We start from the raw sequence: 19,519 nt of genomic DNA on the forward strand, positions 1-19,519 counted from the left end.
GATGTCGGCGATCAGCATCGAGCAGGTGGTCGAGCCCTACGTGCGCCCGAAGGCGCTGCAATACCTGGAAGAGGGCAAGGTCGTCGTGTTCGCCGCCGGCACCGGCAACCCCTTCTTCACCACCGACACCGCCGCCGCCCTGCGCGGCTCGGAAATCTCGGCCGAGATCGTTTTGAAGGCAACCAAGGTCGATGGCGTATATACTGCCGATCCGAAGAAGGATCCGCATGCGACGCGCTACGAGTCGATCTCGTTCGACGAAGCCATCGCCAAGCACCTGCAGGTGATGGACGCGACCGCGTTCGCCCTGTGCCGCGACCAGAAGCTGCCGATCAAGGTGTTTTCCATCGTTAAGCCGGGCGCGCTCAAGCGCGTGATCATGGGCGAAGACGAAGGTACACTGGTACACGTTTGATTTAACTCTGAAATACTGAATAACAGGAGAGCAGCATGTCCTTAGCTGACGTGAAGAAAAGCGCGCAAGAGCGCATGACCAAGTCGATCGAGACCTTGAGGGCCGACCTGGCCAAGGTCCGCACCGGCCGCGCCCACACCGGCATCCTCGACCACGTGATGGTCGACTACTACGGTTCGCCGACGCCGCTGAGCGGCGTGGCCAACCTGAACCTGATCGACGCGCGCACCATCGGTGTCACGCCGTACGAGAAGAAGATGCTGAGCACGATCGAAAAGGCGATCCGCGACGCCGACCTCGGCCTGAACCCGTCGACGATGGGCGACATGGTCCGCGTGCCGACCCCGCCGCTGACCGAAGAGCGCCGCAAGGAAATGGTCAAGCTGTGCAAGTCGGAAGCCGAGGACGCGAAGATTGCCGTGCGTAACATCCGCCGCGACGCCAACGAGCAGCTCAAGAAGATGGTGAAGGACAAGACCGCGTCGGAAGACGACGAGCGCCGCGCATCGGACGAGATCCAGAAGCTGACCGACAAGTTCGTCGCCGACATCGACAAGCTGGTCGCCGAGAAGGAAAAGGAAGTCCTGACCGTTTAAGCGAAGAAAGGGGAGGGCTGGACGAAACAAGCCGGCCCGGCCGCCGCCCGGCCGTTTGCTTCATCCGGCCTGGTTGCCGCCCGGCCGTCTTTCACCCGGCCGGGCGCTTCGCTTTATTTGTCGTATCACTGTCATGGCAATGGATTTATGATCTTCAAGAGTTCGACGACTGCAGTACCCGATGTGCCGGCCGTCCCGCGCCATATCGCGATCATCATGGACGGCAACGGCCGCTGGGCGACCAGGCGCCTGCTGCCGCGCGTGGCCGGGCACGTGAAGGGCGTCGAAGCCGTGCGCGGCGTCGTCGAAGCCTGCGTGCTGCGCGGCGTCGAGTACCTGACCCTGTTCGCGTTTTCCTCGGAAAACTGGCGCCGTCCGGCCGAGGAAGTCTCGCTGCTGATGCGCCTGTTCGTCACCGCGCTCGAGCGCGAGGTGTCGAAGATGCACGCCAACGACATCCGCCTGAAAGTCGTGGGCGACCTGTCGCGCTTCGACCCCAAGCTGCAGGACATGATCGCCAACGCCGAGCGCAGGACCGCCGGCAACAAGCGCCTCACGGTCACGGTCTGCGCCAACTACGGCGGACGCTGGGACATCATGCAGGCGACCAGCAAGATGGTGGCAAGCAACCCCGGCACGCTCGACTTCACCGAGGAGATGCTGGCGCCGCACCTGGCGATGGCGTACGCGCCCGAGCCCGACCTGTTCATCCGCACCGGCGGCGAAGAGCGAATCTCGAACTTCCTGCTGTGGCAGCTGGCGTATTCCGAGCTGTATTTCACCGATACCTACTGGCCGGACTTCTCGGCCGAATCCCTGGACGCGGCGATCGCGTCTTACCAAGGCCGCGAGCGCCGCTTCGGGCGCACCGGCGAACAAGTGGCGAACAATACCTGATGCTGAAAACCCGGATCATCACCGCGCTCGTGCTGCTGGCAGTCCTGCTGCCGGTCCTGTATTCCAACAATTTCACGGCCTTCGCGGTGGTGGCGACCGTCTTCTTCGGCGCCGCGATCTGGGAATGCTTCCGCCTGTTCAATCCGACCTCCAGCAAGGCGCCGCTCGTCGCCGCGTTCTGGACGGCCGCCTTCGCCTGGGCCTTCTTCGGCCCGAACGCCGGCAACCCGGTCTTCTGGTTCGCCATCTCGCTGCTGCTGTGGGCGTTGCGCTTCGCGCCTTCGCTGAAGATCGGACTGCCGCCGCTCGATTCCACCGCCAACACCCTGCTCAGCGTGGTGTACGCGGTGTCGCTGGTCGGCTGCTTCGCGGCGATCGTCGCGCTGTTCTCGTATTCGCCGCTCTACCTGCTGTCGGTGATGGCCATCGTCTGGGCCGCCGACATCTTCGCCTACTTCTCCGGCAAGGCCTTCGGCAAGCGTAAACTCGCCCCGTCGATTTCGCCGGGCAAGTCCTGGGAAGGCGCGATCGGCGGCGGCGTCGCCGTGCTGGTCATCGCCACCCTGGTCATCGTCTTCGGCGGCCCGGCGCTGGCCGACACCTTCCCGGTGCGCGTCCAGGCCAGCCTCGGCTGGGCCGCCACGTTCGCCATCCTGATCCTGATCGTCGCCGCCAGCATCGTCGGCGACCTCTTCGAATCCCAGCTCAAGCGCCGCGCCGGCATGAAGGACAGCAGCAATCTCCTGCCCGGCCACGGCGGGGTGCTCGACCGTATCGACGCCCTGGTGCCGGTGCTGCCGCTGGCGGCACTGATCGGCGCCTGGCTGTAGGTTCACACGGAGTTTCACATGCAACGCATCACCATCCTGGGCGCCACCGGCTCGATCGGCGTCTCGACCCTCGACGTGCTCGCGCGTCACCGCGACAAATACGAAGTCTACGCATTGAGCGCGCACAGCCGCGTAGCCGAACTGGCCGCGCAGTGCCGGGAATATCGTCCCGCGCGCGCCGTGGTCGGCACGCCCGAGGCCGCTGCCGAACTGGCGCGCCTGCTGGGCGACCTGCCGGTCGACGTCGCCTGGGGCGAAGCGGCCCTGTGCGAGATCGCCAGTGCGCCCGGAACCGACACCGTGATGGCGGCCATCGTCGGCGCCGCCGGCCTGGCCCCGACCCTGGCCGCCGCCCGTGCCGGCAAGAAGGTGCTGCTGGCGAACAAGGAAGCGCTGGTCATGTCCGGCCAGCTGTTCATGGACGCGGTGCGCGAGCACAAGGCCACGCTGCTGCCGATCGACAGCGAGCACAACGCGATCTTCCAGTCGCTGCCCGCCAGCCATGCGCGCCAGCTCGACGAATCCGGCGTCGCCAAGATCCTGCTGACCGCCTCGGGCGGCCCGTTCCTGAACCGCGCCGTCGAGACGCTCGAAGCCGTCACGCCCGAGGAAGCCTGCAAGCATCCGAACTGGTCGATGGGCCGCAAGATCTCGGTCGACTCGGCCACCATGATGAACAAGGGCCTGGAAGTGATCGAGGCCCACTGGCTGTTCGGCGCGCCGGCCGACCGGATCGAGGTCGTGATCCACCCGCAGAGCGTGATCCACTCGATGGTGTCCTACGTCGACGGCTCGGTGCTGGCCCAGCTCGGCAACCCGGACATGCGCACCCCGATCGCCCACGCGCTGGCCTTCCCGGAACGCATCGATTCCGGCGTGGCCCAGCTCGACCTGACCGCCCTGGCCGCGCTGCAGTTCCATAAGCCGGACTTCGCGCGCTTCCCCTGCCTGGCGCTGGCCTTCGAGGCCCTGCGCGCCGGCGGCACCGCGCCGGCCCTGCTGAACGCGGCCAACGAGGTCGCCGTCGAATCCTTCCTTGCGCGCCGCATCGGTTTCCGCGACATCGACCGCGTGGTGCGCCGCGTGATGGACGAGAACGCGCATGGCGCGGCGCATGACATCGAGGCCGTGATGGGGCAGGATGAACGTGCGCGCGCGGCGGCGCGGCAGATCGTCGCCGCCATCGCGGGCAACTAGGCGCGCACCCCGCGCGCAACCAAGCGGAACACGACATCATGAACTTCCTCTACACGGCCGTGGCCTTCGTGCTCGCGCTGGGGCCGCTCATCATCTTCCATGAACTCGGGCACTACCTGGTCGCGCGCCTGTGCGGCGTGAAGGTGCTGCGCTTCTCGGTCGGCATGGGCAAGGTCGTCTGGTCGCGGCGTTTCGGGCGCGACCAGACCGAATGGGCGATCTCGGCGCTGCCGCTGGGCGGCTACGTGCAGATGCTCGACGCCCGCGATCCGGCCACCGCGCCGAAGGGCGAGGCCGAGCTGGCGCGCGAGTTTACCCGCCAGAGCGTCTGGAAACGCATCGCCATCGTCGCGGCTGGACCCATCGCCAACTTCCTGCTAGCCATTGCTCTGTTCGCAGCGCTGTTCATGCACGGCACCCAGGAGCCGAGCACCCGCGTGGCCGCGATGGAAACGAACACGCCGGCGTATGCCGCCGGACTGCGCGGCGGCGACGCCATCCTGGCCGTGAACGGCGAGCAGGTCGCTTCCTTCTCCGAGCTGCGCTGGGCCGTCACCCATCTCGCCGTGGACCGCGAAGCGGCCCGTTTCGACGTCAAGGGCGCGAACGGCAGCCAGTACGCCGCCACCATCCCGGCGAGCGCCTTTGGCGCGGTCGATCCCGACGGCGACGTCATGGGCGCGCTCGGCATCGACGTCTGGATCGGCATGCCGCAGGTCGAAGAGGCCGTCGCCGGCGGTCCCGGCGCGCGCGCCGGCCTGCGCCGCGGCGACGTGATCGAAGCCGTCGACGGCAAGGCCCTGCGCGACGCGGGCGACTTCGTGCGCACCGTGCGCGCGGCGCCGGAGCGCGCGCTGCAGCTGCGGGTGCGCCGCGACGGCGCCGCCGTCACGCTGCCGCTCACGCCCGAGCGCGACCCGAAAGGGCAGGGCGTGGCCCAGGTCCAGCTGGCCCCGGCGGTCGATTTCGTCACCGTGCAGGACGGCCCGTTCGAAGCGCTGGCGAAGGGCGCGCGCCGCACCTGGGAAATGACGGCGCTGACCTTCAAGATGATCGGCAAGATCGTCACCGGCCAGGCTTCGCTGAAGAACGTGACCGGTCCGCTGACCATTGCCGACTACGCCGGACAGACAGCGCGCATGGGCCTTGCGACGTTTTTGGGCTTTATCGCGGTGGTCAGCGTGAGCCTGGGTGTAATGAATCTGTTACCAATTCCAGTGCTGGATGGTGGCCATTTGCTGTATTATTCGCTGGAAGTTTTGACCGGGCGTCCCCTGTCCGAGCGAATCCAGGCATTCGCTCAACGCGCAGGGGTAGGCCTGCTGTTCATGCTGATGGCGCTCGCCGTCTTCAATGACCTGGGAAGATTGCTCTGATCTTCTCGCGGCACCGGCAAACAAGAATATGTATGTTGTCCAATGACTGACCCGTTGATTTAGCCAATGAATTCACAACCAGATCGTTTTGCCCTGCCGTTCATTCGCCGCAGCCTGATCGGCGCGGCCGTGCTGGCGCTGTGCGCCGGTCCTGCGCTCGCCGTCAATCCGTTCGTCGTCAAGGACATCCGGGTCGAAGGCATCCAGCGGACCGAGGCCGGCACCGTGTTCACCTATCTGCCGGTGCGCGTGGGCGAGACCTTCGACGACGAGAAGAGCATCGCCGCCATCAAGGCGCTGTACGCGACCGGCTTCTTCAAGGACATCCGCCTGGAAGAAGAAAACGGCGTGCTGATCGTGCTGGTCGAGGAACGCCCGGCGATCAACAACGTCGACTTCACCGGCGCCAAGGAATTCGAGAAGGACATGCTGGTCAAGGCCCTGGGCGAGATCGGCGTGGGCGAAGCCAAGATCTACGACAAGTCCGCGGTCGACCGCGCCGAACAGGAACTCAAGCGCCAGTACCTCTCGCACGGCATGTACGGCGTGAAGATCACCACCACCGTCACGCCGATCGAACGCAATCGCGTCAACGTCATGTTCAACGTCGACGAAGGCGAGGTCGCGCGCATCAAGCAGATCAACATCGTCGGCAACAAGGTCGTCTCGGACAAGGAAATCCGCGAGATCCTGCAGCTGTCCACGTCCGGCTGGTTCACCTGGTACTCGAAGGCCGACCAGTATTCCAAGACCAAGCTGACCGGCGACCTGGAAGCGATCAAGTCCTACTACCTGGACCGCGGCTACCTCGAGGCGAACGTCGAATCGACCCAGGTCGCGATCACCCCGGACAAGAAGGACATCTACCTCACCATCAACATCACCGAAGGCGAGAAGTACACTGTCTCGGACATCAAGATGGACGGCGAGATGTTCGGCCGCGAGGAAGAACTGCGCCGGCTGGTCCTGCTCGAGCCGGGCAAGGTCTATTCGGGCGCCAAGCAGGAAGCCTCGATCAAGCGCATCGCCGAGCGCCTCGGCAGCTTCGGCTACGCCTTCGCCAACGTCAACGCCGACCCGCAGCTCGACCGCGAGAAGCGCCAGGTGGCCTTCACCTTCGTGGTCGACCCGGGCAAGCGCGCCTACGTGCGCCACATGAACATCGCCGGCAACACCGTCACCCGCGACGAGGTGATCCGCCGCGAGTTCCGCCAGTTCGAAAGCTCGTGGTACGACGCCAGCAAGGTCAAGCTCTCGCGCGACCGCGTCGACCGCCTCAGCTACTTCAAGGACGTGAAGGTCGAGACCCCGGAGTCGCCGGGCAGCACCGACCAGGTCGACGTCAACCTGACGGTCGAGGAGCGCCCGACCGGTAACTTCATGATCGGCGGTTCGTTCTCGCAGGCCGAGAAGTTCACCTTCACGGCCTCGATCCAGCAGGCCAACTTCGCCGGCAGCGGCAACACCGTCGGCCTCGACCTGAACACCTCGAAGTACAGCCGCACGATCGCGTTCTCGCAGACCAACCCGTACTTCACCGACGACGGCATCTCGCGCGCCTTCCAGCTGTACTACCGCACGACCCGTCCGCCGCTCGCGAACTTCGGCTCGTACACGGTGCGCCAGACCGGCGGCAACATGACCTTCGGCGTGCCGTTCTCGGAAACCGACACCGTCTACTTCGGCGCCGGCCTGGAGCGCACGACGCTGACCACCGACCGCAGCAGCCCGCAGCTGTACAAGGAGTACGTGGCGCAGAACGGCGGTCCGAAGGATCCGGCCGACCCCCTGAACTATGGCGTGGGCACCGGCAAGAGCATGTCGATCCCGCTGACCGTGGCCTGGGGCCGCGACAGCCGCGACAGCGCGCTGACCCCGAGCTACGGCCGCTACCAGCGCGCCAACCTCGAGGTCGACGTGTTCGGCGATTCCAAGTACTTCCGCGCCATCTACGAACACCAGTGGTATCGTCCGTTGACGTCCTGGATGACGCTGGCCGTGCGCGGCGAGCTCGACTACGGCAAGGGCATCGGCAAGGACGCTTACCCGGTCTTCAAGAACTTCTACGCCGGCGGCATCGGTTCGGTGCGCGGCTACGAGAGCTCGACCCTGGGCGTGGTCGATCCGGTCTATGGCGACGCCATCGGCGGCTCCAAGCGCGTGATCGGCAACCTCGAGCTGCAATTCCCGTTCCCGGGCAGCAGCAAGGACCGCAGCCTGCGCTGGTTCACCTTCGCCGACGGCGGCCAGGTGTTCCAGGAGGACAATCCGATCCGCCTGAAGGAATTCCGTTATTCGGCGGGTATCGGCCTGTCCTGGATTTCGCCGGTCGGCCCGCTGCGCCTGTCGTTTGCCAAGCCACTGAACGCGAAGCCGGGCGATCAGCTCGAACGCTTCCAGTTCCAGATGGGGACGGGCTTCTAGGATCCCCCCGGAACGTCACACTTTCACCGCGGAGAATCATGTTGAAAACTCTAAATGCCTTGCCCGGGACCTTGCTGCTGGCAGCCCTGTGCGCTGCTCCGCTGGCCCAGGCGCAAACGGCGCCGAGCCGCATCGGCTTCGTGTTCACCGAACGCCTGATGACCGAATCGAAGATGGCCAAGGCGGCCGATGCCAAGATCCAGGCCGAATTCTCCAAGCGCCAGAAGACGACCGAGGAGATGGTGGCGAAATTCAAGCAGATGAGCGAGAAGTTCGACGCCGACGCGCCGCGCCTGACCGACATCGAGCGTACCCGCCGCGCGCGCGAACTGTTCGACATGGAAAAGGACGTGCAGCGCACGCAGCGCGAGTTCCAGGAAGACCTGTTCCAGCGCAAGAGCGAGGAGCGCGCCGCCATCGCCCAGAAGGCCTATAAACTGATCGAACAGATCGCCGAGCAGGAAAAGCTCGACGCCGTGCTGCAGGAAGCGGCTTGGTCGAGCCCGCGCATCGACATCACGGACAAGATCCTGAAACAGCTGGACAAGTAAGATTTTGGAACAAACGAAAACCACCCGTGGCGTGCGCCTGGGCGACCTGGTCGAACGCTTCGGCGGCCAGTTGATCGGCAATCCCGACCTCGTCGTCGCCAGCATCGCGCCGCTCGACAGCGCCGACGCCAGCCAGATCAGCTTCCTCTCGAACAGCAAGTTGCGCGCCCTGGCGGCGCAAAGCGAAGCCGCGGCCCTGATCCTGTCGCCGCTGGACGACCCGTCGGTCGCCGCCACCTACGGCGGCAGCCGCATCGTCACCACCAACCCCTACGCCTACTTCGCGCGCGCGGCCCAGTACTTCGTGTCGCTCGAGGAGCAGGCCCCGGCCCCCGGCATCCATCCGAGCGCCGTGGTCGACCCAAGCGCCGAAATCGACCCGTCCGCCCACGTCGGTCCGCACGTGACCATCGAAGCCGGCGCCGTCGTGAAAGCGGGCGCCGTGATCGAGCATGGCTGCTTCGTCGGACGCGGCGCGGTGATCGGCGCCGGCACCCACCTGTTCGCCAACGTCACCTTCCACCGCGATTGCGTCATCGGCGCGCGCGGCATCGTCCACTCGGGCGCGGTGATCGGCGGCGACGGCTTCGGCTTCGCGGTGGAGGCGGGCGTCTACGTCAAGATCCCGCAGACCGGCCGCGTGGTGATCGGCGACGACGTCGACATCGGCTCGAACACCTCGATCGACCGCGGCGCCCTGGCCGACACCGTGATCGAGGATGGCGTCAAGCTCGACAACCAGATCCAGATCGGCCACAACTGCCGCATCGGCGCCCACACCGCCATGGCCGGCTGCGTCGGCGTGGCCGGCAGCGCGAAGATCGGCAGCCGCTGCACCTTCGGCGGCGCCGCCATGGTGCTGGGCCACCTCGAGATCGCCGACAACGTGCACATCTCGTCGGGCTCGATGGTCTCGCGCTCGGTGCTCGAGCCGGGCCAGTACACGGGCTTCTATCCGCTCGCGAAGAACGCCGAATGGGAGAAATCGGCCGCGATCGTACGCAACCTCAACTCCATGCGCGAGAAGATCCGCACGCTGGAAAAAACAATCAAAAAGCTTTCAGAACAACATGACGACTAACACCGAAAAGATCACCCTCGACATCAACGGCATCAAGGAATACCTGCCGCACCGCTACCCGCTGCTGCTGGTCGACCGCGTGCTCGACGTCGAGCTGGGCAAGCGCATCACCGCCATCAAGAACGTCACCGCCAACGAGGAATTCTTCAACGGCCACTTCCCGCACAAGCCGGTGATGCCGGGCGTGCTGATGATCGAGGCGATGGCCCAGACGGCGGCGATCCTGTCGTTCATGACCATGAACGTGAAGCCCGACGAGAACTCGGTGGTCTATTTCGTCGGCATCGACAACGCGCGCTTCAAGCGTCCGGTCGAACCGGGCGACCAGCTGAAGATGGAAGTCGAGATTCTGCGCGTCGCGCGCGGCATCTGGAAATACAAGGCGGTGGCCAGCGTCGACGGCAAGGTCGCCGTCGAGGGCGAACTGATGTGCACCATCCGTGGCGCCGCCGAGGCCGACATGAAGGCGCCGTCGCCGGCGCAGTAGAAAGACGATCAGGGAACGGAGCAGTAATGAGCAAGATTCATCCTACCGCAATCGTCGATCCGAAGGCCGAGCTGGATAGCTCGGTCGAGGTCGGCCCGTATTCGATCATCGGTCCGAACGTGCGCATCGGCGCGCGCACCGTGGTCGGGCCGCACGTGGTCATCGAAGGCCACACGACGATCGGCGAGGACAACAAGTTCTTCCAGTTCTGCTCGATCGGCGCCGCGCCGCAGGACAAGAAGTGGAAGGGCGAACCGACCCGCCTGGAAGTCGGCAACGGCAACACCGTCCGCGAGTTCGTCACCTTCAACCTGGGCACGGCCCAGGACGAAGGCGTCACCCGCCTGGGCGACGACAACTGGATCTCGGCTTACGTCCACCTGGCGCACGACTGCCAGGTCGGCAGCCACACGATCTTCTCGAACAATGCCCAGCTGGCCGGCCACGTGCACGTGGGCGACCACGCCATCCTGTCCGGCTACGCCGGCGTGCACCAGTTCTGCAAGATCGGCGCCCACGCCTTCATCGGCATGTACACCAGCCTGACCCAGGACGTGCCGCCCTTCGTCATGGTCTCGGGCAACCCGGCGGCCGCGCGCGGCGTCAACATCGAAGGCCTGAAGCGGCGCGGTTTCACGCGCGCCCAAATCGACGGCATTCGCGCCGCCTACAAGCACCTGTACCGCTCGGGCCTGACGCTGGAAGAGGCGAAAGCGGCGCTGGAGCAGGAAGAAGGCGCCTCGCCCGAGGCGGCGGCCGACGTCAAGGCCGTGCGCGACTTCCTCGGCACCATCACCCGTGGCATCGTCCGCTGAATCGTCGTCCTCGGGCATCTCGCTGGCCCTGGTCGCCGGCGAGGTCTCCGGCGACATGCTCGCCGCCCGCCTGCTCGCAGGGCTGCGTCCCCACCTTCCCGACGCGCGCTTCCACGGCATCGGCGGCCCGCGCATGATCGAGCAGGGGCTCGTCTCCGACGTGCCGATGGAAACCCTGACCGTGCGCGGCCTGTTCGAGATCATCCCGCGCTACCGCGAGATCAAGGGCATCCAGAACCGCCTGCGCGACCGACTGCTGCGCGAGAAGCCGGCCGCCTTCATCGGCGCCGACTACCCCGGCTTCAACCTCGGGCTGGAGGAGCAGCTGCGCGCCGGCGGCATCCCGACCGTGCACTTCGTCGGCCCGCAGATCTGGGCCTGGCGCGGCGGGCGCATCAGGAAGATCCAGCGCGCGGTCTCGCACATGCTGGTGATCTTCCCCTTCGAGGAGCAGATCTACCGCGACGCCGGCGTGCCGGTGACCTACATCGGCCATCCGCTGGCGGAAACGATCCCGCTGGTGCCGGATACGGCGGCGGCGCGTATGGCGCTTGGCCTGCCAGCCAACGCCCGCGTGGTCACAGTCATGCCGGGCAGCCGCATGGGCGAGCTGAAATACCTGGCCGAGACCTTCGTTCGCGCAGCCGGCCTGCTTGCAAAGCGCGATTCCGGCCTGACATTCGTGGTGCCGATGGCCGGCGCGAAGCAGCGCGCCTACTTCGACGAGATCGTCGCGAAAGCCGGCCTGCGGGACGTGCCCTTGACGATCATCGACGGCCAGTCGCATACCGCGATCGCGGCCGCCGACGCGGTCCTGGTGGCGTCCGGCACGGCCACGCTGGAAGTGGCGCTGTACAAGAAGCCGATGGTCATCGCCTACCGCGTCATGCGCGCGTCCTGGGAAATCATGCGCCACATGGGCTACCTGCCCTGGATCGGGCTGCCGAACATCCTGGCGCGCGAGTTCCTGGTGCCCGAGTACCTGCAGCACGCGGCCACCCCGCAAGCGCTGGCCGACGCCGTCTGGACGCAGTTGAACGACACGGCGCTGCGCGAGCGCCTGGCCGGGCGCTTCACCGAGATGCACCACAGCCTGCTGCGCAACAGCGCGCAGGAGAGCGCGCAGGCCGTCCTGCGCGTCATAGAATCAGACAAATGAGCAAGAAGCGTATCAATTTCTACCCCGGCTTGCCGCCCAGGCTGCGGCCGTTTACCGACCTCGATATCGTCTGCGGCGTCGACGAGGCCGGCCGCGGCCCGCTGGCCGGGCCTGTGTTCGCGGCCGCCGTCATCCTCGACCCGAAGCGCCCGATCGAGGGCCTGCGCGACTCGAAGAAGCTGACCGAGGCGCGCCGCGACGAGCTGGCTCCGCAGATCAAGGAAAACGCGATCGCCTGGGCCATCGCCGAATGCTCCTGCGAGGAGATCGACAGCCTGAACATCCTGCACGCGACCATGCTGGCGATGCGCCGCGCGGTCGAGGCCCTGCGGACCGTGCCGACCATTGCCCTGATCGACGGCAACCGCTGCCCGACCATGGACATCCGCGCCCACGCCATCGTCGAGGGCGACGACAAGTGCCACGCGATCTCGGCCGCGTCCATCCTGGCCAAGACCGCGCGCGATGCGCTGCTGGTGCGCCTGCACGAAGAGTACCCGCAATACTGCTTCGACCAGCACAAGGGCTATTCGACGCCGCTGCACCTGGAGCGCCTGCGCCTGCACGGCCCGTCGCCGGTGCACCGCCGCTCGTTCGCGCCGGTGCGCAACCTGCTGCAGGTGGATTTGTTCGGCGCCGCCGACACCATGAACGAGGCGGCGCCCGCATGAAGAGCATCACCTCGCGCGACAATGCCTTCTACAAGGACCTGGTCAAGCTCGCCACCAGTTCGCAGGCGCGGCGCAAGGCCGGCCGCACGCTGCTCGACGGCGTGCACCTGTGCCAGTCCTGGCTGGACCTGCGCGGCGCGCCGGCGCATTGCGTGGTCTCGGACGAAGCCCTGCACAACCCGGAAGTGGCCGACATCGTCGCGCGCCTGGAGGGCAAGCACGTCCACGTGACGGCGCTGCCCGATGCGCTGTTCAAGGCGCTCAGCCAGGTCGAGCACGGCGTCAACCTGCTGTTCCTGGTCGACACCCCGCAGCCGGCCGCGCCCGCCGCGATGACGGTGTCGGCCGTGCTGCTCGACGGCGTGCAGGACCCGGGCAACGCCGGTTCCATCCTGCGCAGCGCCGCCGCGGCCGGCATCACCCAGGTCTTCTGCAGCCCCGGCACGGCCTTTTGCTGGTCGCCCAAGGTGCTGCGCGCCGCGATGGGCGCCCACTTCGTGCTCGAGATCTTCGAGAACGTCGACCTGGCCGCCCTGGTCCGTGCCTCGAAGATCGCCGTGCTTGCCATGAGCGGCTATGCCGAGCAGCGCTTGTACGACGTCGACCTGCGCCAGCCGGTCGGCTGGCTGCTGGGCCACGAAGGGCAGGGCGTCAGCGACGAGCTCATGGGCCTGGCGTCGCACCAGGTCGTGATCCCGCACGCGGGCCAGGTCGAGTCGCTGAACGTGGCGGCCGCCGCGGCGGTGTGCTTTTTCGAGCAGCTGCGCCAGCGCCAGGCATAGACGGCAGCGCTGGCTCTAGGGTAATCTCGACCCGGGATCAACTTCAATATCACGCCGTGGAGTAGGGATGGACATCGCGCATTTGCACTTTCTGGTGGCCGAGGCCGACAAGGCCCAGCGCGCCGCCACGGTCGAGATGCTGGGCCGGCTGGGCGCGACCCGCATCACCGAGGTGCCCGACGGGCACATGGCCTTGCGGACCTTCCAGGCCGGCTTCACGCCGCGCGTGCACATCGCCATCATCGACCTCGAGCTGCCCGGCATGGACGGCCTGGAGCTGATCCGCAACCTGGCCACGCTCGATTCCGACGTCAAGCTGATCGTCACCGGCGCCCAGCCGGCGAACCTGCTGTTCTCGGTCGAGACCCTGGCCCAGGTCTACGGCATCGACCTGCTCGGCACCGCCGCCAAGCCCGTCACCGCCGCCAAACTGAAGCCGCTGATCGACAACTACGTGCCGCCGGCCCAGGCTGGCGCCGGCGAGGAGGCGCCGCGCTTTACCTTTGCCGACATCGGCCTGGGCTTGCAGAAGCGCCAGTTCGAGCCTTTCTTCCAGCCGAAGATCGAACTGGCCACGGGCCAGGTGAAAGGGCTGGAAGTATTCGCGCGCTGGCGTCATCCCGAGCATGGCATCCTCAGCCCCGCGGCCTTCATCGATGCGCTCGAACAGAACAACCGCGTCGACTTCCTCGACTGGAGCATGATCGAGATGTCGGTCGAGCGCTGCCGCTGGTTCCACGACCAGGGCACGCCGATCTCGATCTCGATCAACCTGGCGCCCGAGACCCTGGCCCACCCGGCCTTCATCCGCCAGATCACGGCCTGCCTCGGCCGCCACACGGTGCTGCCGGACTACATCACCTTCGAGATGCCGGAATCCTCGGTGCTGAACACCGACCCGAATTTCATCGAGCGCCTGGTGCGCCTGCGCATGATGGGCTTCGGTCTCGCCATCGACGACTACGGCACCGGCCGCTCCAACCTGCAGCTGCTGGCGCGCATCCCGTTCTCGGAGCTGAAGATCGACCGTAGTTTCGTCGACGGCGCCTCCAAGCGCCGGCCGCTCGGCACCGTGCTGCGTTCCTGCCTGGGCCTGGCGCACAGCCTGGACCGCATGTCGGTCGCGGTCGGCGTCGAGACGCGCCAGGACTGGGACTTCCTGCAGGGCCTGGGCTGCACCTATGCCCAGGGCTACCACATCGCCAACCCGATGGAGGCGAGCGCCTTCCCGGGCTGGCTGGAAGAGTGGCGGCACTTCTTCTAAGCGCACGGGCCGGTCGCGGTCAGGCCGAACGGGGCCGAACCGACGCGCAGGGTGGGCGCCTCGTGCCCACCGATGTTGAGCAAATCGCACACGGATTCCACCTATTGGGAGGCAAGATGAACATCCGGCTACGCTGCCGTTGCGGCAAGCTGCAGGGCGAACTGGACACGGCGGCGGTCGCCGCGCGCGCGAAGTGCTATTGCACCGACTGCCGCGCCTTTGCCCGCTTCCTCGGCAACGAGATCACGCTGCTGGATGGCGCCGGGGGCACCGAGGTCGCGGCGGCGCTGCCGAGCGGCGTGCGCTTCACCGAGGGCCTGGAACATCTGGCCAGCATGTCGCTCAGCCCGAAAGGCCTGTACCGCTGGTATGCGCGCTGCTGCCGCACGCCGATCGGCAACACGCCGCGCGATCCGAAGCTGCCCTACGTCGGCGTGATCCGCGCCTGCATGGCCGCATCGCCCGCCGAGCTCGACGCCGCGCTGGGCGCCTCGCACATCGCGACCAACACCCGCACCGCCTACCGCAAGGTGGCGGCGACGCCGCTGGCGACCGCGCTGGCCGTGGCCAGGATCGGCGGCAAGATTGCCAGGGCTCGCCTGACGGGAAGCTGGAAGGACAATCCCTTCTTCGTACCCGGCAGCGCCGCCCCGGTGCGCCAGCCCGAGGTCATCTCCGCCGAGCGGCGCGCGGCGCTGAGCTGACTAGGCCGGCGGCGGCTTACAGCTCGATCACCAGCTCCGGCCGGAAGCCTTCCTGCTCGCCCTTGCTCAGGTAGCCGAGCGGATTGGCGACCACGCGGCAGGACCAGGGCCGGCCGTTGTCGACGCCGCTGACGGTGTAGTCGTTCATGCAGTGCAGGTGGCCGTGCATCCAGACGTCGGCCAAGGGGAACAGGGCGTCCAGCGCATTGCAGAAGCCGGCGGTGCCGGCCGCCAGGCCGTAGCGGGGATCGGCGCTTTGCAGGCTGGGCGCGAAGTGGGTGACGGCGACCGTCGTGCCGTCGAAGGGCACCGCCAGCGCCGCGCGCAGCCAGGCCTGGCAGTCGAGCGAGAGCGCGCGCATGTCCTCGGCCAGCATCGGCACGCCGTCACGCAAGGTCGTGTTCTTGCTCAGGTAGTAGTTGGCCGCGCGGAAGGCCTTGCCGCGCAGTTGCAGCTGGCGGGTCAGGTCGGCCTCGCGGCTGGCCAGGGCGTCGAAGTCGCTCCACAGCGTGGTGCCGATGAAGCGCACGTGATCGATGACGATCGTCTCGCGGTCCAGCCATTCGATGCCGAGTTCGGCGCAGAGCGCGCGCAGGCGGTCGTTGGTCGCGTCGAACTCGAGGCCGTCGTATTCGTGGTTGCCGGGCACGAACAGCACGCGCGCCCGGCCGGCGCCAGCGCGTCGCGGCGAAAAACGCCCGAGGCCGAAATCCGTGCCGTCCAAGCGCGAGCCCGGCTGGTAGGAACCGATGTCGCCCGCCAGCACCACGACGTCGGTGTCGGGAGCGATCAGGGGCTGGAAGGCCGGGTAACGTTCGAGGTGAAGGTCCGAGAAAAGCTGTATGCGCATAGCCGGGCAGTATAAAGCCAAGTGCGCGGCGCCGGCGCGCCCGGCTTGAACCGCTATTGTCCGCCCGACCTTCCGGGGATTCCCCGCCTCGGTGCGGCGGCGTACAGAACGGGGCGCAAGTGGCGTTTACGGTACATGCTCCATTGCAAGGGAGACCGTCATGAGCGACGAAACGAAGGGACTGCGGATCGAGAAACCCACCATGCCGGCCGGCGGCTGGGCCTCGGTAGCCGAAGTGAGCAACATCCTGCTCGACCAGCGCGTCGCGCTCAAGGACAGCGCACTCCTGATGAAGCAGAACAAGCCCGACGGTTTCGCCTGCGTCAGCTGCGCCTGGGCCAAGCCGGCCAATCCCCATCCTTTCGAGTTCTGCGAAAGCGGCGCCAAGGCCACCGCCTGGGAAACGACCAGCAAGGCGATCGGCGCCGGCTTCTTCGAGCGCCACACGGTGACCGAGCTGGAGGCCTGGTCGGATCACCAGCTGGAAGAGCAGGGCCGCCTGACGGTGCCGCTGCGCTGGGACCCGGCCACCGACCGCTACCGCGAGGTCAGCTGGGACACGGCCTTCGCCGAGATCGGCGCGGCCCTGCGCGGCTTCGAGCGCGAGCAGGTGGTGTTCTACGCCTCGGGCCGCGCCTCGCTCGAGACCTCCTACATGTACGGGCTGCTGGCGCGCATGTACGGCAACAACAACCTGCCGGACAGCTCCAACATGTGCCACGAGAGCACCTCGGTGGCGCTGCAGAAGACCCTGGGCGTGGGCGTGGGCACCGTGGTGCTGCAGGACTTCGAGCAGACCGACTGCATCTTCTTCTTCGGCCAGAACGTCGGCGTGAACAGCCCGCGCATGCTGCACCAGCTGAAGGATGCGAGACGGCGCGGCGTGCCCATCGTCACCTTCAATCCCTTGCGCGAGCGCGGCCTGGTCGCCTTCACCAATCCGCAGTCGCCGCTCGAGATGCTGACCGGGCACGAGACCACGATCAGCACCCAGTACCACCAGGTGCGCCCGGGCGGCGACACCGCCGCCCTCATGGGCATCTGCAAGGCCTTGCTGGCGCTGGACGAGGCGGCGCTGGCCAAGGGCGAACAGCGCGTGCTCGACGTCGACTTCATCGCCGAGCACACGCATGGCTTCGCCGAGTTCGAGGACGCCTTGCGCCGCTGCGAGTGGACGGCGATCGAGCGCGAATCGGGCCTGGCGCGCGCGGCGCTCGAAAGCGCGGCCCAGGTGTACGCGCGCTCGAGCGCGGTGCTCGGCGTCTACGGCATGGGCCTGACCCAGCACGAGAACGGCGTGCAGAACGTGGCCATGCTGGTCAACCTGCTGCTCATGCGCGGCAACATCGGCAAGCCCGGCGCCGGCATCTGCCCGGTGCGCGGCCATTCGAACGTGCAGGGCCAGCGCACGGTCGGCATCACCGAGAAGCCCGAGCTGGCGCCGCTCGACAAGCTCAAGGAGCAGTACGGCTTCGAGCCGCCGCGCGCGACCGGCATGAACACGGTCGAGGCCTGCGAGGCGATCCTGGCGCGCAAGGTCCAGGCCTTCGTCGGCCTGGGCGGGAACTTCGTGCGCGCCGTGCCCGAGACCGTGCTGATGGAAGCGGCCTGGCGCGAACTGCCGCTGACCGTGCAGGTGTCGACCAAGCTCAATCGCAACCACGTCATCCACGGCAAGGCGTCGTACGTGCTGCCTTGCCTGGGCCGCATCGAGATCGACCGCCAGGCCGCCGGCCCGCAGGACGTGACGGTCGAGGACAGCACCGCCTGCATGCACGGTTCGCGCGGCATGACCGAGCCGGTGGCAGGCACGCTGCTGTCGGAACCGGCGATCGTCGCCGGCATCGCGAAAGCCACGCTGGACCCGAACCCGAAGGTCGACTGGGACGCCTGGGTCGGCGACTACGCCAAGGTGCGCGACGCCATCGAGGAAACCTACCCCGACATCTTCAAGGATTTCAACGCGCGCATGTGGACCCCGGGCGGCTTTCGCAAGCCGGTTGGCGCCGCGCACCGGGTGTTCGAGACCGAGAGCGGACGCGCCCAGTTCACCGTGCCCGAGGAGCTGCAGGGCGACCCGGCGATGGACGCCGCGCCGCCGGAACTGCGCCTCTTCACGATCCGCAGCGACGGCCAGTTCAACACCACGATCTATCACCTGGACGACCGCTTCCGCGGCGTGTTCGGCAGCCGCATGGTGCTGTTCATGGCGGCCTCCGACATGGAGCGCCTCGGGCTGGCGCAGGGCGACCTGGTGGCGCTGCGCTGCGCGGCCGAGGACGGCGTCGCGCGCCGCGTGGATGGGCTGGCGGTGGTGCCCTACGACCTGCCGCAGGGCTGCGTGGCCGGCTACTACCCTGAGCTCAACCCCTTGATTCCGCTCTGGCACCATGCGAAGGAGAGCAAGGTGCCGGCGGCGAAGTCGATCGACGTGCTGCTGGAGCGCAGCGCCGCTCCCATGGGATAGCCCGGGAGCAGGGGCAGAGTGCCCGTCAGTACTCGCGCCGGTCCGGCTTGATCTCCTGCAGGATCGTGGTCGCGATCTCCTCGATCGACTTGGTGGTCGAGGACAGCCAGCGGATGCCCTCGCGCTTCATCAGCTGTTCCGCTTCGTTGACTTCATAGCGGCAATTCTCGATCGACGCGTATTTGCTGCCGGCGCGGCGCTCGTTGCGGATCTCGGTCAGGCGTTCGGGCGTGATGGTCAGGCCGAACAGCTTGTGCTTGAACGGCGGCAGCGAGGAGGGCAGCTTGCCGCGCTCGAAGTCGTCCGGGATCAGCGGGTAGTTGGCGGCCTTGATCCCGTACTGCATCGCAAGATACAGCGAGGTCGGGGTCTTGCCCGAGCGCGAGACGCCGACCAGGATGACGTCGGCCTCGGCCAGGTTCTTGTGCGACTGGCCGTCGTCGTGGGCCAGCGAGAAGTTGATGGCCTCGATGCGGTTCTTGTATTCCTCGGAGTCCACGACGTTGTGGATGCGGCCGATGGTGTGGGTCGATTTCACGCCCAGTTCCATTTCCAGCGGCGCCACGAAGGTCTGGAACAAATCCATGTGCATGCCGTTCGAGGCGCGGATCACGCCCGACAGGTCGTGCTTCACCAGGGTCGAGAACACGATCGGGCGCTGGTTGTCGAGGGCGTAGACTTCGTTGATGCGCCGCGCCGCGTCGCGCGCCTTGTCGAGCGTGTCGATGAAGGGAATGCGGATCTGGCGGAAACGCATTTCGAACTGGCTCAGCACCGCGTGGCCGAAGGTTTCGGCGGTGATGCCGGTGCCGTCGGACACGAAAAAGACGGTGCGCGTGGGGGCGGGGAGGGGCTGGCGGCTGTCTGCGGTCATGGTGATTTTTTTCGCTAATGCTGACAAGAATGCAGGTTTGTGCGCTGTGAATCGGGGTCGCACGCGGTAAAATGCTCTG

19 protein-coding genes are annotated in these 19,519 nt (G+C 66.9%); 17 read left to right on the plus strand and 2 right to left on the minus strand.

Going from position 1 to position 19,519, the window contains the following annotated elements:
- From RT688_RS18975 to RT688_RS19050, 16 genes are all read left to right on the plus strand, one after another.
- Positions 1-415: uridine monophosphate kinase (locus RT688_RS18975; protein WP_409521950.1), on the plus strand; the 415-nt coding region annotated here is incomplete at its 5' end.
- Positions 416-450: 35 nt separating this feature from the next.
- On the plus strand, positions 451-1,011 hold the full coding sequence (frr, locus tag RT688_RS18980; protein WP_312549658.1) for a ribosome recycling factor: 561 nt from the start codon (positions 451-453) through the stop codon (positions 1,009-1,011).
- 147 nt (positions 1,012-1,158) lie between these two features.
- Positions 1,159-1,908: a polyprenyl diphosphate synthase gene (gene uppS / locus RT688_RS18985; protein WP_313706410.1), complete on the plus strand. Its 750-nt coding sequence runs from the start codon at positions 1,159-1,161 to the stop codon at positions 1,906-1,908.
- Positions 1,908-2,738 (plus strand): phosphatidate cytidylyltransferase, encoded by an 831-nt coding sequence (locus RT688_RS18990; RefSeq protein WP_313706411.1) that lies wholly within the window; start codon positions 1,908-1,910, stop codon positions 2,736-2,738. Before uppS ends, RT688_RS18990 begins: the two co-directional genes overlap by 1 nt.
- A gap of 18 nt (positions 2,739-2,756) precedes the next feature.
- Positions 2,757-3,935, plus strand: a complete 1,179-nt coding sequence (gene ispC / locus RT688_RS18995; protein WP_313706412.1) for a 1-deoxy-D-xylulose-5-phosphate reductoisomerase — start codon at positions 2,757-2,759, stop codon at positions 3,933-3,935.
- Between the two features lie 38 nt (positions 3,936-3,973).
- Positions 3,974-5,311, plus strand: coding sequence for an RIP metalloprotease RseP (gene rseP, locus RT688_RS19000; protein ID WP_313706413.1), 1,338 nt, complete (start codon positions 3,974-3,976; stop codon positions 5,309-5,311).
- Positions 5,312-5,377: 66 nt separating this feature from the next.
- Positions 5,378-7,735 carry an outer membrane protein assembly factor BamA gene (gene bamA / locus RT688_RS19005; RefSeq protein WP_313706414.1) on the plus strand — a complete coding sequence of 786 codons (2,358 nt, stop codon included), beginning with the start codon at positions 5,378-5,380 and terminating at the stop codon, positions 7,733-7,735.
- A gap of 38 nt (positions 7,736-7,773) precedes the next feature.
- Complete coding sequence (locus RT688_RS19010) at positions 7,774-8,286, plus strand: OmpH family outer membrane protein (protein ID WP_312549622.1); 513 nt, start codon at positions 7,774-7,776, stop codon at positions 8,284-8,286.
- A gap of 4 nt (positions 8,287-8,290) precedes the next feature.
- Positions 8,291-9,367, plus strand: coding sequence for a UDP-3-O-(3-hydroxymyristoyl)glucosamine N-acyltransferase (gene lpxD / locus RT688_RS19015; RefSeq protein ID WP_313706415.1), 1,077 nt, complete (start codon positions 8,291-8,293; stop codon positions 9,365-9,367).
- Positions 9,357-9,854: a 3-hydroxyacyl-ACP dehydratase FabZ gene (gene fabZ / locus RT688_RS19020; RefSeq protein ID WP_313706416.1), complete on the plus strand. Its 498-nt coding sequence runs from the start codon at positions 9,357-9,359 to the stop codon at positions 9,852-9,854. Before lpxD ends, fabZ begins: the two co-directional genes overlap by 11 nt.
- A gap of 26 nt (positions 9,855-9,880) precedes the next feature.
- On the plus strand, positions 9,881-10,669 hold the full coding sequence (gene lpxA / locus RT688_RS19025) for an acyl-ACP--UDP-N-acetylglucosamine O-acyltransferase (RefSeq protein WP_313706417.1): 789 nt from the start codon (positions 9,881-9,883) through the stop codon (positions 10,667-10,669).
- Complete coding sequence (lpxB, locus tag RT688_RS19030) at positions 10,653-11,828, plus strand: lipid-A-disaccharide synthase (protein WP_313706418.1); 1,176 nt, start codon at positions 10,653-10,655, stop codon at positions 11,826-11,828. Before lpxA ends, lpxB begins: the two co-directional genes overlap by 17 nt.
- The gene (gene rnhB, locus RT688_RS19035; protein ID WP_313706419.1) at positions 11,825-12,499 is read left to right on the plus strand and encodes a ribonuclease HII; all 675 of its coding nucleotides are present in this window, start codon (positions 11,825-11,827) and stop codon (positions 12,497-12,499) included. The genes lpxB and rnhB overlap by 4 nt, the downstream gene beginning before the upstream one ends.
- Positions 12,496-13,281: an RNA methyltransferase gene (locus RT688_RS19040; RefSeq protein WP_313706420.1), complete on the plus strand. Its 786-nt coding sequence runs from the start codon at positions 12,496-12,498 to the stop codon at positions 13,279-13,281. The genes rnhB and RT688_RS19040 overlap by 4 nt, the downstream gene beginning before the upstream one ends.
- Before the next feature lie 67 nt (positions 13,282-13,348).
- Positions 13,349-14,545: an EAL domain-containing response regulator gene (locus tag RT688_RS19045; RefSeq protein WP_313706421.1), complete on the plus strand. Its 1,197-nt coding sequence runs from the start codon at positions 13,349-13,351 to the stop codon at positions 14,543-14,545.
- Between the two features lie 116 nt (positions 14,546-14,661).
- Complete coding sequence (locus RT688_RS19050) at positions 14,662-15,249, plus strand: DUF6151 family protein (RefSeq protein ID WP_313706422.1); 588 nt, start codon at positions 14,662-14,664, stop codon at positions 15,247-15,249.
- Positions 15,250-15,265: 16 nt separating this feature from the next.
- On the opposite strand, the gene RT688_RS19055 is transcribed toward RT688_RS19050, so the two are convergent.
- Positions 15,266-16,099, minus strand: coding sequence for a metallophosphoesterase (locus tag RT688_RS19055; RefSeq protein ID WP_313706423.1), 834 nt, complete (start codon positions 16,097-16,099; stop codon positions 15,266-15,268).
- Positions 16,100-16,259: 160 nt separating this feature from the next.
- Between RT688_RS19055 and RT688_RS19060 the strand changes: the two genes are divergently transcribed.
- Positions 16,260-18,566 (plus strand): FdhF/YdeP family oxidoreductase, encoded by a 2,307-nt coding sequence (locus RT688_RS19060; RefSeq protein ID WP_313706424.1) that lies wholly within the window; start codon positions 16,260-16,262, stop codon positions 18,564-18,566.
- Positions 18,567-18,591: 25 nt separating this feature from the next.
- On the opposite strand, the gene RT688_RS19065 is transcribed toward RT688_RS19060, so the two are convergent.
- Positions 18,592-19,440 carry a pyruvate, water dikinase regulatory protein gene (locus RT688_RS19065; protein WP_313706425.1) on the minus strand — a complete coding sequence of 283 codons (849 nt, stop codon included), beginning with the start codon at positions 19,438-19,440 and terminating at the stop codon, positions 18,592-18,594.
- Positions 19,441-19,519 lie beyond the last annotated feature (79 nt).

The sequence above is a fragment of the Massilia sp. genome (genome assembly GCF_032106685.1).
Lineage (GTDB): Bacteria > Pseudomonadota > Gammaproteobacteria > Burkholderiales > Burkholderiaceae_D > Telluria.